The organism is Streptomyces sp. NPDC127117 (genome assembly GCF_042677325.1).
GTDB lineage: Bacteria > Actinomycetota > Actinomycetes > Streptomycetales > Streptomycetaceae > Streptomyces.
Genome location: NZ_JBHXTM010000106.1, coordinates 1 through 15,647, shown reverse-complemented (window position 1 = coordinate 15,647; position 15,647 = coordinate 1). Strand labels below are relative to the sequence as shown.

The 15,647-nt window shown below is 71.7% G+C and carries 5 protein-coding genes and 1 pseudogene; 1 reads left to right on the top strand and 5 read right to left on the bottom strand.

Annotation, left to right across the window (positions count from 1 at the left end):
- From ACFVH0_RS39780 to ACFVH0_RS39765, 4 genes and pseudogenes are all read right to left on the bottom strand, one after another.
- Positions 1–7,915: pseudogene (locus ACFVH0_RS39780) on the bottom strand (type I polyketide synthase); the annotation flags it as partial.
- A gap of 290 nt (positions 7,916–8,205) precedes the next feature.
- Complete coding sequence (locus tag ACFVH0_RS39775) at positions 8,206–8,967, bottom strand: thioesterase II family protein (RefSeq protein ID WP_385828312.1); 762 nt, start codon at positions 8,965–8,967, stop codon at positions 8,206–8,208.
- Positions 8,968–9,113: 146 nt separating this feature from the next.
- Positions 9,114–10,376: an FAD-dependent oxidoreductase gene (locus tag ACFVH0_RS39770; RefSeq protein WP_385828311.1), complete on the bottom strand. Its 1,263-nt coding sequence runs from the start codon at positions 10,374–10,376 to the stop codon at positions 9,114–9,116.
- 125 nt (positions 10,377–10,501) lie between these two features.
- Positions 10,502–11,740, bottom strand: coding sequence for a helix-turn-helix domain-containing protein (locus ACFVH0_RS39765; protein WP_385828310.1), 1,239 nt, complete (start codon positions 11,738–11,740; stop codon positions 10,502–10,504).
- 222 nt (positions 11,741–11,962) lie between these two features.
- Between ACFVH0_RS39765 and ACFVH0_RS39760 the strand changes: the two genes are divergently transcribed.
- Positions 11,963–12,220, top strand: coding sequence for a DUF5988 family protein (locus tag ACFVH0_RS39760; RefSeq protein WP_385828309.1), 258 nt, complete (start codon positions 11,963–11,965; stop codon positions 12,218–12,220).
- Positions 12,221–12,382: 162 nt separating this feature from the next.
- Here the strand turns inward: ACFVH0_RS39760 and ACFVH0_RS39755 are convergent.
- Positions 12,383–15,647 (bottom strand): SDR family NAD(P)-dependent oxidoreductase (locus ACFVH0_RS39755; protein WP_385828308.1); only part of this gene is annotated, 3,265 nt, incomplete at its 5' end.

Below are 15,647 nucleotides of genomic sequence, written 5' to 3'. Positions count from 1 at the left end.
GGGCATCGAGAGCCTGCGGGAGGTCGATCAGGCCGCCCCAGCGCCCGGGGTGTTCCAGGGCCACGACCCGGCCCAGCCCCCAGACCTGCGACTGGCGGGGGCTGAGCAGCGGGTCGGCGGGGCCGGTGGAAACGGCGCCCCGGGTCAGGCACCACAGCGGGACGTCCACCCCGGCCGACGCCAGATCCTGGACCAGCCGCAGCGTTGCGGACAGACCAGGAGAAACACCCTGGTCGAGGTCGGTGTCATCGATACCCAGGAGGGAGACCACCCCGGACACGTCCAGGCCGGAGGGCAGACCGGTGCCATCCGTGCGGATGACGTCGGCACCGGCCCCGCGCAGACCCGTCTCGCACCAGTCGACGACATCTGCCGGGCCTGTGCGCGGTGCGACGAGCAGCCACCGGCCCGACAACTGGCCGGTCGCGGGCTGTGCGGGCTTCCAGGTGACGCGGTAGCGCCACCCGTCGACCTCGCAACGCTGCCGCCGACGACGCCGCCAGGAGGAGAGCGCGGGCAGGACCTCGCCCAGCGGGGCATCCGCCGGCAGTTCCAGATCACCGGCCAGCCCGGACAGGTCCTCGCGCTCGACAGCCTCCCAGAAGTCCGTGTCGACCGGGTCGGTGGTGGTCCCGGGGGCCGTCCTGGGCGGCGCCGGCCAGTACCGCCCGTGCTGGAAGGCGTAGGTCGGCAGGTCGACGTGCCGGGCACCGGTGTTCGCGTAGTACGCGGCCCAGTCGACGCCGGCGCCACGCGCATACAGCTCCGCGACAGCGGTGACGAGCGCCTCGGCCTCGGCACGGTCCTTGCGCAGCGCCGGCACGAAACCGGCGTCCTCGGTGACGCACGACTGACCCATCGCGGAGAGGACTCCGCCGGGGCCCAGCTCCACGTACGTCGTGACGCCCTGGGACTCCAGGTGGCGTACTCCGTCGAGGAAGCGGACCGCCTGGCGGACATGGTCCACCCAGTAGTCGGCCGTCAGCAGTTCCTGACCGGCGAGTTCTCCGGTCAGGTTGGAGACGATGGGGAGCTGCGGTGCGTGGAACGTCAGGTTCTCCGCCACTGCCTTGAACTCGGCCAGCATGGGTTCCATGCGCGGTGAGTGGAAGGCGTGGCTGACGCGGAGCCGCTTCGTCTTCCCGAAGCCGGACGCGATCGCGAGCACGGCATCCTCGTCACCCGAAATCACCACGGAGTCCGGGCCGTTCAGGGCGGCGATGGAGACACCGTCGGTGAGCAGCGGCAGGACTTCTGTCTCGGTGGCCTGGATGGCGATCATGGCTCCGCCGGTGGGCAGGGCCTGCATCAGACGGCCCCGGGCTGCGACCAACGCCGCCGCATCCTCCAGGGACCAGACACCCGCGACATGCGCGGCGGCCAGCTCACCGATCGAGTGCCCGAGGAGGTAGTCCGGGGTCACGCCCCAGTGCTCCAGCAGCCGGAACAGCGCCACCTCGACCGCGAACAGGCCGGCCTGGGTGTACACGGTCTGGTCGATCAGCTCCGACCCACCGAACACCACCTCCCTGACCGGCCGATCGAGATGCCGGTCAAGCTCCGCACACACCGCATCGAACGCATCTGCGAACACGGGGTAGGTGTCGTACAGCTCGCGGCCCATCCCGGCCCGCTGCGAACCCTGACCCGAGAACAGGAACGCCGAACGACCGGAGCCCGCGACACCCCGCACCACACCCGGCACCGACCGCCCCTCGGCAACCGCCCGCAGCAACGCCTCACGGTCCTCACCCACCACCACCGCACGGTGCTCGAAAGCCGCACGCGTCGAGACCAGCGACCACCCCACATCCACCGGCGAGGCATCGCCCACCAGACCGAGCAACCGCTCCGCCTGACCGGCCAACGCCTCCTCCGACCTGGCAGACAGCACCCACGGCACCACCGGCAGCACGGCCTCCGGCGCCTCCACCGACGTCGGCTCTTCCTGCGCCTGCTCCAGGATCACATGCGCGTTCGTCCCGCTGATCCCGAACGACGACACACCCGCCCGACGCGGACGACCACCCACCTCCGGCCACTCCCGCGCCTCCGCCAACAACTCCACCGCACCCGCCGACCAGTCCACCTTCGACGAAGGCACACCGACATTCAGGGACTGCGGGAGTACGCCATGGCGCATCGCCATGACCATCTTGATGATGCTCGCGACACCCGCCGCAGCCTGCGTGTGACCGATGTTCGACTTGATCGAGCCGAGCCACAGCGGCCGGTCCTCGGCACGTTCCCGGCCGTACGTGGCGAGCAGTGCTTGCGCCTCGATCGGGTCGCCCAGCTTCGTACCCGTACCGTGCGCCTCGACCGCATCGACCTGGTCGCCCGAGAGCTGGGCGTTGGCGAGGGCCTGGCGGATCACGCGTTGCTGCGACGGGCCGTTCGGGGCGGTGAGGCCGTTGGACGCACCGTCCTGGTTGACGGCGGAACCGGCGACGACCGCCAGGACCCGGTGCCCCTTGCGCCGGGCCTCCGAGAGCCGCTCGACCAGCAGAACGCCGACACCTTCACCCCAGCCCGTACCGTCCGCATCGTCCGAGAACGCCTTCACTCGGCCGTCGACGGCCAGGCCGTTCTGGCGGCTGAACTCGATGAAGCCGGCCGGGGTCGACATCACGGTCACGCCGCCCGCGAGCGCCATGTCGCACTCCCCCGCCCGCAGTGCCTGGATCGCCCAGTGCAGGGCGACCAGGGACGACGAACAGGCCGTGTCCACCGTCACCGCCGGGCCCTCCAGGCCGAACGCGTACGAGACACGGCCCGACAGCACGCTGGCGAGGCTTCCGGTCACTCCGTGTCCGGCGAGCGCGTCGTCGGCGTTCTGGACGAGGTCGCCGTAGTCCTGGCCGTTGGTGCCGACGAACACGCCGGTACGGCTGCCCCTGAGCGAGGTCGGGTCGATGCCCGAACGTTCGAAGACCTCCCAGGCGGTCTCCAGCATCAGCCGCTGCTGCGGGTCCATCGCCAGGGCCTCGCGCGGCGAGATCCCGAACAGGGCCGGGTCGAACCGGGCGGCGTCGAGGAGGAACGCGCCCCGGTCGACGTACGAGGTGTCCGGCCTTCGCCGCTCCGGGTCGTAGAGCGCCTCGATGTCCCAGCCCCGGTCGGTGGGGAAGGTGGTGATGCCGTCGGCGCCATCGGCGAGCATGCGCCACAGGTCTTCGGGGGAGCCGACGCCTCCGGGAAAGCGGCAGCTCATTCCGACGATCGCGATCGGGTCGTCGGCCCCGGTGCTGCCGGCCTCCGCGGTCCCGGTGGGCCGGGTTCCGGTGTCGTCGGCGCCGCTCAGCTCGGCGAGGAGATGGGCCGCGAGGGCGGCCGGTGTGGGGTAGTCGAAGACGAGGGTCGTGGGCAGTGCCATCCCGGTGACGACGCCCAGGTTGTTGCGCAGGTCAACGGCGCTCATGGAGTTGAAGCCGAGGTCCTGGAAGCTGCGGTCGCTCGGGACCTTGTCCGCGTCGGTGTGGCCGAGGACGGTCGCGGTTTCGCCGCGTACGAGGTCGAGGACAGCGCGGGCCCTCTCGGGTGCGGCGAGGGACAGCAGGTGGGCGATCTGCGAGGGGGCGGCGGAGCCACCGGGTGCGCGGTCGGCCGCGCCCGCCGTGAGCCGGCCGGAGGCGTCGGAGACCGCGGTGAAGTCCGGGAGGTCGCGGATCAGCGGGCTCGGGCGTCGCGTTGCGGTGTGCGCGACCATGCGCTCCCACCGGATGTCCGCCACGACGACGCAGGTCTCGTCGTGCTCCAGCGCCTGCTCCAGCGCGGTCAGGGCGGTCTCGGGGGCCATGGCTCCGGCACCGATGCGCTCGAAGCGCTCTTCCGCGTCTCCTTCCCCGAGACCGGCGCCGGCCCAGCGGCCCCAGGCGATGGACGTGGCGGGCAGGCCGAGGGAACGGCGCTGCTGGGCGAGCGCGTCCAGGAACGCGTTGCCCGGGGCGTAATTGCCCTGGCCGGGGGCGCCGACGGTGCCGCTGAGGGAGGAGAAGAGCACGAACGCGGACAGATCCAGGTCGCGGGTCAGTTCGTGCAGGTTGCGCGCACCGTGGACCTTGGCGCGCAGCGCGTACGCGATCCGGTCCGTGGTCAGCGAGTCGATGAGGCCGTCGTCGAGCGCCGCGGCCGCGTGCACCACTGCGGTGAGCGGGGTGTCGGCCGGAATGGAGGCGAGGAGTTCGGCGACGGCGGCGCGGTCGTCGACCTCGCAGGCGACGATGCGCACCCGGCAGCCCGTGGCTTCGAGTTCGGCGAGAAGAGCATCGGCGCCCGGCGCGTCAGCTCCTCGGCGGCTGGTGAGGATGAGCTGCTCGGCGCCGCCGCGGGCCAGCCGACGGGCTACATGTCCGCCGAGCGCTCCCGTACCACCGGTGACCAGGACGGTCCCACTCGGGGTCCATTGCCGCTCGGCGGGTGAGTCGTCGAGCGGGGCTCGGACGAGGCGTCGGGCGAAGGCGCCGGTGGCACGGATCGCGACGTGGTCCTCGTCCTCGGTGCGGGCCAGGACCCGGCGCAGCTGGGCGCGGCCGCGTCGGTCGAGCTCCTCGGGCAGATCGACGAGTCCGCCCCAGCGCTGGGGGTATTCGGTGCCGAAGACTCCGCCGAAGCCCCAGGCCATGGCCTGGACGGCGCTGACGACGGGTTCGGAGGGCCGGGCCGCCACGGCACCACGGGTGGCGGTCCACAGGGGCGCTTCGAGGCCCGTGTCGTCGAGTGCCTGGGCCAGTGCGACGGAAGCGGCGATGCCTGTGGGCACGCCCGAGACCTCGGGGTGGTCGCTCTCGTCGAGCGGGAGCAGGGAGAGTACGCGGTCGACCCCGGACGGCCGATCGGCGAGAACACCTCGTAGCTGCTGTGCGATTTCGTCGCGGGCGTGCCCGGTCGGCAGCCGGAGGGTGACGGTCCGTTCGGCGCCGAGGGCGAGCAGGCATGCCTCGGCGAGCGGGTCGCTCGCCGCCTGCTCCGGTACGACGAGCAGCGAGACACCGGGCAGCGCCGGGACGGCGGATGTGGAACCGGGGATGCGCCGCCAGGTCGTGCGGTACCGCCACGAATCCACGGTGTCGGACGCGTGGCGGCGGCGCCGCCAGTCGGAGAGCGCCGGCAGCACCTCGCTGAAGGGCGCGTCCGGGCCGACGGCCAGGGCCTGCGCGAGCGCTTCCACGTCGCCTTCGGTCACAGCGGCCCAGAACGCGGAGTCCATGGCCGGGCCGTCGGCGGACGTGCGGGGGCGGGAGGAGGCGTTGAGCCAGAAGCGTTGCCGCTGGAAGGCGTAGGTGGGCAGGTCGACACGGTGGGCGCCGGTGTTCGCGTAGTACGTCGTCCAGTCCACGGCGGTGCCTCGGACGTGGAGTTCGGCGACGGCGGTGGTCAGCGCCTCGGGTTCGGTACGGTCCTTGCGCAGGGCCGGTACGAAGGCGGCGCCCTCGGTGACACAGGACAGGCCCATCGCGGAGAGAACCCCGCCGGGGCCCAGCTCCACGTACGTCGTGACGCCCTGGGTTTCCAGGTGGCGTACTCCGTCGAGGAAGCGAACTGCCCGGCGGACATGGTCCACCCAGTAGTCGGCCGTCAGCAGCTCCTCACCGGCAATCTCACCGGTCAGGTTGGAGACGATCGCGATCTGCGGTGCGTGGAACGTCAGGTTCTCCGCCACCGTCTTGAACTCGGCCAGCATGGGTTCCATGCGCGGCGAGTGGAACGCGTGGCTGACGCGCAGCCGCTTCGTCTTCCCGAAGCCCGACGCGATCGCGAGTACGGCATCCTCATCACCCGAAATCACCACGGAGTCCGGGCCGTTCAGGGCGGCGATGGAGACACCGTCGGTGAGCAGCGGCAGAACCTCCGCCTCCGTGGCCTGGATGGCGACCATCGCCCCACCGGTGGGCAGGGCCTGCATCAGACGGCCCCGGGCCGCGACCAACGCCGCCGCATCCTCCAGCGACCACACACCCGCCACATGCGCGGCAGCCAGCTCACCGATCGAATGGCCGAGAAGGTAGTCCGGGGTGACGCCCCAGTGCTCCAGCAGCCGGAACAGCGCCACCTCGACCGCGAACAGCCCGGCCTGCGTGTACACGGTCTGGTCGATCAGCTCCGACCCACCGAACACCACACCCTTCACCGACTCGTCCAGATGCCGGTCCAACTCCGCGCACACCGCATCGAACGCATCCGCGAACACCGGGTACGCCTCGTACAGCTCCTGGCCCATCCCGGCCCGCTGCGAACCCTGACCCGAGAACAGGAACGCGGTGTTCCCGCCCGAGACCGAGCCGCGCACCACGCCCGGTGCCGAGCGGCCCTCGGCCAGTGCTTCCAGGGTGTGCAGGAAGGTTTCGCGGTCGCCCGCGACGGCGGCGGCGCCGTGGTCGAAGCGGGTTCGGGTGAGGGCCAGGGACCGGCCCAGGTCGGTGGGGGTGAGCGTGGGGTTGTCGCGTACCAGGTCGAGGAGGCGGCCTGCCTGGCCGGTCAGGGCCTGCGGGGTCTTGGCGGACAGGATCCACGGGACGGCCGGGAGGGTGCGTTGCGGGGTGGCGGGTTCCGGGGCCGCGGCCGTCTCGGGCTGTTCCAGGATGACGTGGGCGTTCGTACCGCTGACTCCGAAAGAGGACACTCCCGCGCGGCGCGGCCGTTCTCCGGTGTCCGGCCAGTCGCGGGCCTCGGTGAGCAGTTCCACCGCGCCCGCCGACCAGTCCACCCGCGTGGACGGGGTTTCGGCGTGCAGGGTGCGCGGCAGCACGCCGTGGCGCATCGCCATGACCATCTTGATGATTCCGCCGACGCCTGCGGCGGCCTGTGCGTGGCCGATGTTGGATTTGAGGGAGCCCAGCAGCAGGGGCCTGTCCGCGGGACGGTCCTGGCCGTACGTGTCGATGACGGCCTGTGCCTCGATGGGGTCGCCGAGGGTGGTGCCGGTGCCGTGGGCCTCGACCGCGTCGACCTCGGCCGCGGGGATGCGGGCGTTGGCGAGGGCCTGGCGGATGACGCGTTCCTGCGCGGGGCCGTTGGGGGCGGTGAGGCCGTTGGACGCACCGTCCTGGTTGACGGCGGAGCCGCGGATCACGCCGAGTACGCGGTGGCCGTTGCGGCGGGCGTCGGAGAGCCGCTCGACGAGGAGCATGCCGACGCCCTCGGACCAGCCGGTGCCGTCCGCGCCGTCCGAGAACGACTTGCAGCGCCCGTCGGCGGCGAGACCGCCCTGGCGCTGGAAGTCGAGGAAGGCGGTGGGCGTGGCCATGACGGTGGCGCCGCCCGCGAGGGCGAGCGTGCATTCGCCGGAGCGCAGGGACTGGACGGCGAAGTGGAGGGCGACCAGGGAGGAGGAGCAGGCGGTGTCGACGGTGACGGCGGGGCCTTCGAGGCCGAAGGTGTACGCGACGCGGCCGGAGGCGACGCTGCCGATGTTCCCGATGCCGAGCAGGCCGGCCACGCCGTCGGGGATGTCGGTGTCGGCGAGCTGGGCGGCGTAGTCGTGGTACATGAGGCCGGCGAAGACGCCGGTCCGGCTGCCCCGCAGGGAGGCCGGGTCGATGCCCGCCCGCTCGATGGCCTCCCAGGAGGTTTCCAACAGGAGGCGTTGCTGGGGGTTCATCGCCAGGGCCTCGCGCGGCGAGATCCGGAACGGGTCCGGGTCGAAGTCGCCCGCGTCGTAGAGGAATCCGCCCGCGCTCATCCCGGGGCTGACGGGCTGGACGCCCTTGGGGTCGTACAGGTTCTCGGTGTCCCAGCCGCGGTCGGTGGGGAAGCCGCCGACCGCGTCGGTGCCGGTGGCGACGAGCTGCCACAGGTCGTCGGGGTCGGCCACGCCACCGGGGTACCGGCAGCTCATGCCGACGATGGCGATGGGCTCGCGGTCCTTCGCCTCGGCCCGGCGCAGTCGCTCGCCGGTCTCGTGCAGGTCAGCCGTGACTCGCTTCAAGTATGAGCGGAGCTTGTCTTCGTTCGCCATCAGAGCGTCACCTGTCCGGGTACCGACGAGCTGGGAGTTCATGGATCAACACCCATGGGGCGGACGGGTGTTGGGTGTGTGGGGCGGGTACAGCGAAAGCGGGCGGAGGGCGGCCTGTCCGGCCACGCCGCCCGCCCGTCTCGGTGCCCTGGGTCGTTGTGTCTGTCGCGTCGTCGTTACGTCGCGTCGTCGTTACGTCGCGTCGTCGTTACGTCGCGTCGTTGTTGCGTCGCGTCGTTGTTGCGTCGTTACGTCGCGACGGCTGCCAGTCGACCGGAGATCGTCCTGAGCATCGCCGGCTGATGGTCCGTGAGGAAGAAGTGTCCGCCGGTGTAGGTGTGCATCTGGAAGTCGGCGGAGGTGTGGGTCGACCAGGCGCGTGCCTCGTCCAGGGTGACCTTGGGGTCGTTGTCACCGGTGAAGACGGTGATGGGGCAGGACAGGGCGGGCCCCGGCTCGTACACGTACGTCTCGGCGGCCCGGTAGTCGTTGCGGATGGCGGGCAGGGCCATGCGCAGGACCTCCTCGCTGCCCAGGACGCGGTCGTCGGTGCCGCTCAGTTCGCGCAGTTCGGTGAGGATCCCCTCGTCGTCGCGCAGGTGCACGGACTCGTTGCGGGGACGCGACGGGGCGCGGCGGCCGGAGGCGAAGAGGTGGACGGGGGCGGCGTCGCGCTCCTCCATCAGACGGGCCATCTCGAAGCCGAGGGTGGCGCCGAGGCTGTGGCCGAAGAGCGCGATCGGCTGTCCGCCGGGCCGCGGGTCGAGAACCTCGACTATGCGGCGGGCGAGTTCGCCGATGGTCTCCACGCACTTCTCCTGGCGGCGGTCCTGCCGTCCCGGATACTGGATCGCCACGACGTCCAGTTCGGAGGAGAGGGCTCGCGACACCGGGAAGAAGAACGAGGCCGAACCACCGGCGTGCGGCAGGCAGACGAGTCTGGTCCTCCGTCCGGGCGTTTCGTGGAAATTACGGATCCACAGTCCGCGGTCTATCTCCGGGCCAGCCATATGAGAGATCGGTCCTTTCCGCTTTTCCCGCCACTTGATGACGACGGTAGGAGGCGGGGGCCGCGCCCCCAACCCCTCCGGTCCTTGGTATTCCCCCTATGTTCGGGATTCCGGTAGGGGTCGGGGCCGCTCAGCGGTGGCAGTCGTCAGGTGAGGGCGGGCTCGGGGAGGTGGGCGCCCTGGCGGAACAGTTCGCCGCGCACGTCCTCGGTGCTCAGCGCGATGCCGTCGCGGGCGACGAGGGCGGCGGCGATGCCGGCGGCCTGTCCGGTGGCGAAGGCCGTGCCCATGACCCGCAGAGATCCGCCCGCCATGCGGTCCCCGTCGACGTTCCGGCCCGCCGCGAACAGGTTGTCGGTGTCGGCGCTCCACAGCGCGCGGAGGGGTATCTCGAAGTATCCGTCGTCGTCGATGAAGAGCCACTGGGAGGGGACGCCCGGGGCCGGGTGGTACTCGATGGGCCAGGCACCGACGGCGATGGCGTCGTCGAAGTGGGCACCGCCGAGGACTTCGTCGACGCTCAGCCGGTAGCGGCCGACGATGTGGCGGGACTCGCGGGTGCCGATCTCGGGCCCGGTGCTGACGATGTAGGCGTTCTCGCAGCCGGGAAGCGTTCGTATGACCTCCAGATAGGCGCGGGCCTGGATCCGGGCACTGGCCTCGGCACGGCTGACCTCGGCCGAGTCCCGGGCGTCGTACCCCTCGTCGACGATGTACGCGATGACGTCGCCGGACAGCGGCAGCCTGGCCACCAGTCCGTTGGCGGAGACCAACGGGCCGATGCCGCGTTCACGGGCCGCGTGGACGGCCGCGGAGACGCGTGCGCGGGAGACGTCCGCGTGCGGCGGAATGCCGCCGAAACGGACGCCCAGGGAGCCGTTCTGGACCATGCCGTCGTTGCCGTAGCGGACGGCGGAGCCGGCGAAGGCGGCGAGGTCGGCCTCGCCGGTGGCGTCCACGAAGGCGTCGGCAGTGACCTCCGTGATGCCGTGGTGGTCGGCGATGCGGACGGAGGTGACTCGACGGTCGTCGCGGCGGGCCTCGGCGACGTGGCTGTAGAGCCGCACGTCGACACCGGCCTCGGCGCACAGTCTGTCGAGGGCGCGTTTGACGGCCTCGGGGTCGAAGACCACGCACACGCCGTTGAAGCGCTGGGGGTCGGTGACGGCGCCTTCGGCGCGCAGCGCCGCCAGGATCTCCTCGGCGATGCCGAAGACCACTTGGCGGGGCGGGTCCTCACGGGTGTAGATCCCGCAGTACGTGAGGACGTTGCGCAGGGTGGCCGCGCCGCCCAGGCACGGTCCGCGCTCCAGGAGCAGGGTGCGGGCACCCGCTCTGGCGGCGGCGACCGCCGCTGCGACACCGGCGGATCCGCCGCCGGCCACGATCACGTCGTACTTCTCTGCCATGTCCCTGCCCTCTGGGTCGGTGGGTGGTGGTTCCGGTACGGGCGCCGCACGGGGTGCGTGCCACGGGGTCCGGAGATACGCGGGGGGCCGCCCGGGGGGGCGGGGGTCTCCGGATGTGTGGGAAGTCAGGCGGTCCGGCGCTGTGCGGACGCGGATACGGGCGCGGCTACGGATGCGGGAGCATCAGATGCGGAGGCGGGCGCGGATACGGGAGCGGGAGCGGGCGCGGATACGGGAGCGGGAGCGGGCGCGGATACGGGAGCGGGAGCGGATACGGGTGCGGGAACGGGAACGGGAGCGGGAACAGCAGATGCGGGGGTGGGGGTGGGCGCAGGTACGGATGTGGGGCCGTCCGGGGCCGTCCGGGGGCCCGGTACGGCGCGCAGGCCGCTGCGTGGGGCGTCGGTCCAGCCGCGGGCGCCGGTGACCACGCCGATCTGGAAGCGGCTTCTGACGCCGGTCCGGGTGAGCAGGTCGGACATGGTGCGGCGGACTGTCCGCAGGGACACGCCGAGCCTGCGGGCGGCCATCTCGTCGGTGAGTCCTTCGCAGAGCAGTTCCAGCAGCGCGTGTTCCTGGTCGCTGAGCCCGTTCTCGCGCCGTTGCGGCTGTGTGCCGCCGGGCAGCGCCGCGGCCCATTCGCGTTCGAACAAGGCGTACAGGGCGGTCACCAGGACCGGGGAGGTCACGAGGTCCGCCGCGCCGGACGTGCCCGTTCCGTCGTCGGGGGCGCTCTGCACGACGGCGACGGAGCGGTCCACGACGGTCAGGGGTACCGGCACGGTGGCGGCGGTACGGATCTCGGCGCCGGAGTCGGCGAGCCGTCGGCCGTAGGCGCTGCGGATCGCGCTGTTGCGGGCGCCGGTGAGGTGCAGGGCGCGGATGCGGACGCCACGGGCCAGGGCGCGTTCGGCGGTGTCGGGCTCGCCCTGCAGGACGTGCTGGAGTCCGGAGGTGCCGGGCAGGGCGCAGGCGATCTCCCCGACGGCCTGACGGAACAGCCGGTCGAGGCCGAGCCTTATCTCCTCGGGACCGCGCAGGCGGGTCACTCCGGTGTCGGCGGTCCCGGTGCGGCGGGGCTCGTTGGCCGCGAGCAGCGACATGACGGCGGCGCGGCTCTCGTGCGCCTCCCGGGCGCGGCGGGCGAGGTCGGCCTCCTGGCGGGCGAGGAGTGCGCCCAGCCCAAGCTCGGGTGCGACGACGGTCCAGACGGCGGGGCTGCCGGGCAGGCGGCGGACCAGGGAGAGTTCGGCGAGGCGGCCGAGCGCTTCGTCGACGCTGCCCTCGTCCTGGCCGAGGCAGGCGGCGAGTTCCGCCGCTCGCCGGCCGTTCCGTTCCAGGAGCGCGCGGTACACGGGCTGCATTCGGGCGTCTATCCCCAAGGTTTCCACCAGAAGATTCCCTTCCAGCCTTTTCCGGCGTCCGGGATTCCGATCCGAACGGCATAAGAATTAACGACAGTTACCCTCATGAGATCAGGAGAGGGTGCCCCCTACTCAAATCCCTGACCCCCTATAAGGGGGAATCAGGGGTGCCCGGAACGGGGTACCCGAAGAAGAATCGAATTCGAGACGAGAGGTGTTCCCATGCCAAATATCATCGCTTTCTCCGCCGATACGGCGAAGGACCCCGTCCGACTCGAAGGAGGGCCTGTCGACCTTTCCGGGACCGTGAATCTGGCCGACTACAACGAGGTGATCTTCTCCGACGAGAAGATCAAGATCCGCTATGGCAACGGGTACGAGCATTACACGCCCCTCGATGCCGCGGTCGATGCCGGCACCGGGATCGGACCGGGGCCCAAGACCTTCCAGTGGGTCGGCCGTACGAAGATCGCCGAATAGTCCACCACTCACGTCGGCCCCCTTCGGGTCTGTCCCGCCACCATCGGCGGGACAGACCCTTTGTCGTTCCTTCTGCCGTTTCCTCTACCGTTCTGTCTGCCGTTCCTTCTGCCGTTCTTTCTGCGGATCCTCTGCCGATCCCTCTGCCATTTCCTCTGTCGTTCAGGAGGTGCTGAAGCGCTGATCGATGAAGGCGAACAGCTCGTCGTCCGTCGCGGAGTCCAGCTCCTCGCGCATGTCTTCCGGCCCGGACCCGTCGGCCCCGTACGAACCATCGGACTCGTCGGGGTTCTCCGCCGCGGCGGCGAGCGCCTCCCGGGCCTCGCGCCATTGCGAGGCCAGGGCCTTCAGCCGGTCCGCCACCTCGTCCATCGCCTCGCCGTCGGGGGCCAGTTCCCGCACCCGCTCCGGGGTGAGCGCGGCGAACGCCGCCTCCAGCCGGTGCAGTTCCGCACCGGGATCGGCCGGTGCCGGGGTGGCACCGGTACCGGTCCCGGAAGCGGCCGGAGCAGCCAGGTCGAGAACGTGGGCGGCCAGGGCTTCGGCCGTCGGATAGTTGAAGATAAGCGTCGGGGGCAGCCGCAGACCGGTCGCGGCGCCGAGCCGGTTCCTGAGCTCGACGGCCGTCAGGGAGTCGAAGCCCAGTTCGCTGAAGGTCTCTTGCGGTTTGATCCGGTACCCGGGGGCGTGGCCGAGCACCGCGGCGGCCTCCGTGGTGACGACCTCCAGTACGGCGCCCCGGCGTTCCTCGGGGGCGAGCGCCTCCAGGCGGGTCCGTAGCGATTCCTCCGGCGCGGCCCCACCCGCGTCGTTCGCGGCCCGTCGCGGTGCGACGCGTACGAGCGACCGCATCAGATGCGGTACGAAACCGCTGTCCGCAGCCGCGCGACGCCATTCGGGCAGGTCGAGCAGGACGGGGACGACGGCGGGCTCCCCGGCCGCGACGGCGGTGTCGAACAGTTCCAGGCCCTCGGCCGACGGCATCGGCACCATTCCGGACCGCCTGAGCCGTCGTACGTCGGCCTCGCTCATCCTCCCGAACATGCCACCCTCGGCCCACGGCCCCCAGGCGAGGGAGGTGGCGGGCAGCCCCCGGTCCCTGCGGTACTGCGCCAACGCGTCCAGATAGGTGTTCGCCGCCGCGTAGTTGGCCTGGCCGGGCTGTCCGACCACACCGGAGACGGAGGAGAACAGGGCGAAGAAGGAGAGGTCCAGGTCCGCGGTCAGTTCATGCAGTTGCCAGGCCGCGTCGATCTTCGGCCGGAACACGCCGGAGAGGCGTTCCCCGGTCAGCGAGCCGAACACCCCGTCGTCGAGGACACCCGCGGTGTGTACGACACCGGCGAGCCGGCCCGTGGCGCGTACTGCGCCGACGAGCGCGGCGAGGGCCTGCCCGTCCGCCACGTCGCACGCCTCGAAACGGGCCGTGGCACCGAGGGCTTCCAGTTCGGCGACGAGTTCGGCCGCGCCCGGGGCCTGCGCACCGCGCCGGCTCACCAGGACGAGGTCCCGCGCGCCCCAGGCTCCGGCGAGGTGCCGGGCCATCAGGCCGCCGAGCGTGCCGGAGGCACCGGTGACGAGGACCGTTCCCTCGATGTCCGGCCGCCCAGCGGTGGTGTCGTCGGTCCCGGTGGAGGCCGTCCGGATCAGGCGAGCGGCGTAGAGCCGCCGGCCACGCACGGCGAGCTGCGGCTCTCCGACGGCGACGAGCGCCCCCGGGTCCACATCCCAGCCCTGCTCCCGGTCCCGGTCGTGGTTCTGGTCCTGGTCCTGGTCCTGGCTGTGGTCCTGGTGCGTATCGATGAGAACGATGCGGCCGGGGTGTTCGGACTGGGCAGAACGTACGAGACCCCACACGGCAGCCGCGCCGAGGTCCCGCACCTCCTCGCCCTCGATCGCGATGGCACCACGAGTGGCCACGACCACCCGCTCGCCCTCGGGGCGCTCCTCGGACAGCCACACCTGCAACCGCTCCAGTGCCCGCGTCACCCGGTGGTGTACGTCGGCCACGGCGCCCACTCCGTCGGCGGGGCCCGGCACCTCGATGACATCCACCTCGGCCACCGCACCGGCGGTCGGCGGAACCGCATCCAGCGGGCTCCAGCCGATCCGGTACAAGGACCGAGCACCCCCGGGACCGTGGGCCCCCGCCGCCAGTTGCTCCCGCGTCACGGGCCGCAGGGCCAACGAGCCGATGGAGGCCACCGGGGCACCCGTACCGTCCGCGAGCACGACCGAGGAGCCCGAATTCTCCGGGTCGGCCGGGTCGATGCGGGTGATACGCACCCGCAGCCGCTCGGCACCGACCGCGTGCAGCCGTACGTCGCTCCAGGCGAAGGGCAGCCCGGCGCTGGTGCCCAGGCCCATGGGATGCAGGGCCGCGTCCATGAGCGCGGGATGGAGCCCGAAGCCGTCCGCGCCGCCGCGCAGCGCCTCAGGGAGCACCACCTCGGCAAAGATCTCCTCGCCGCGCCGCCAGACGGCGCGCAGGCCCCGGAAGGCCGGCCCGTACTCCAGGCCGAGTCCGGCGAGCTCCTCGTGGACGGCATCGACCTCGACCTCGACGGCCCCGGTCGGCGGCCAGTCCGTGAGCGCCTCGGCGTCTGCCACGGGGGCGTCCGCCAGCACACCCGAGGCGTGCGAAACCCATGCGCCACCGACGTCGGCGGCGGCACGCGAGTGGACGCGGACGACACGCCGACCGTCCTCCGCCGGGGCCTCGACGGCGATCTGCACGGCTACGGCGCCCTGTTCGGGCAGGACGAGCGGAGCCTGCAAGGTCAACTCCTCCAGCACGGCCGCGCCCACGCGCTCGCCCGCATGGAGGGCCCACTCGACCAGGGCGGTGCCCGGGACGAGCCGTGTGCCCATGACGACGTGGTCGGCGAGCCAGGGGTGCGAGGTGGCAGCGAGGCGCCCGGTGAAGAGCGCCGAGCCGGCCCCGGCCATCTCGGTCATGGCACCGAGCATCGGGTGCCCGGCCGACTCAAGACCCAGATTGCCCGGATCCCCGACGGAACCGCCCGAGGATGCCAGCCAGTACCGCTGGTGCTGGAAGGCGTAGGTGGGGAGGTCGGTGCGTCGGGCGCCGGTGTTCGCGTAGTACGTCGTCCAGTCCACGGCGGTGCCTCGGACATGGAGTTCGGCGAGGGCGGTGGTGAGGGCTTCGGGTTCGGTGCGGTTCTTGCGCAGGGCCGGTACGAAGGTGGCGTCTTCGTCGCTGATGCAGTCCTGGCCCATGGCGGAGAGGACTCCGCCGGGGCCCAGCTCCACGTAGGTGGTGACGCCCTGGGACTCCAGGTGGCGAACGCCGTCGAGGAAGCGAACAGCCCGGCGGACGTGGTCCACCCAGTAGTCGGCCGTCAGCAGTTCCTCACCGGCAATTTCACCGGTCAGGTTGGAGACGATGGGCAGCTTCGGAGCCTGG

Bases quoted from the DNA above. Each gene is read 5' to 3' on its own strand.
- ACFVH0_RS39775 (WP_385828312.1), bottom strand. From the start codon at position 8,967: ATGGCTGGCCCGGAGATAGACCGCGGACTGTGGATCCGTAATTTCCAC.
- ACFVH0_RS39770 (WP_385828311.1), bottom strand. From the start codon at position 10,376: ATGGCAGAGAAGTACGACGTGATCGTGGCCGGCGGCGGATCCGCCGGT.
- ACFVH0_RS39765 (WP_385828310.1), bottom strand. From the start codon at position 11,740: ATGCAGCCCGTGTACCGCGCGCTCCTGGAACGGAACGGCCGGCGAGCG.
- ACFVH0_RS39760 (WP_385828309.1), top strand. From the start codon at position 11,963: ATGCCAAATATCATCGCTTTCTCCGCCGATACGGCGAAGGACCCCGTC.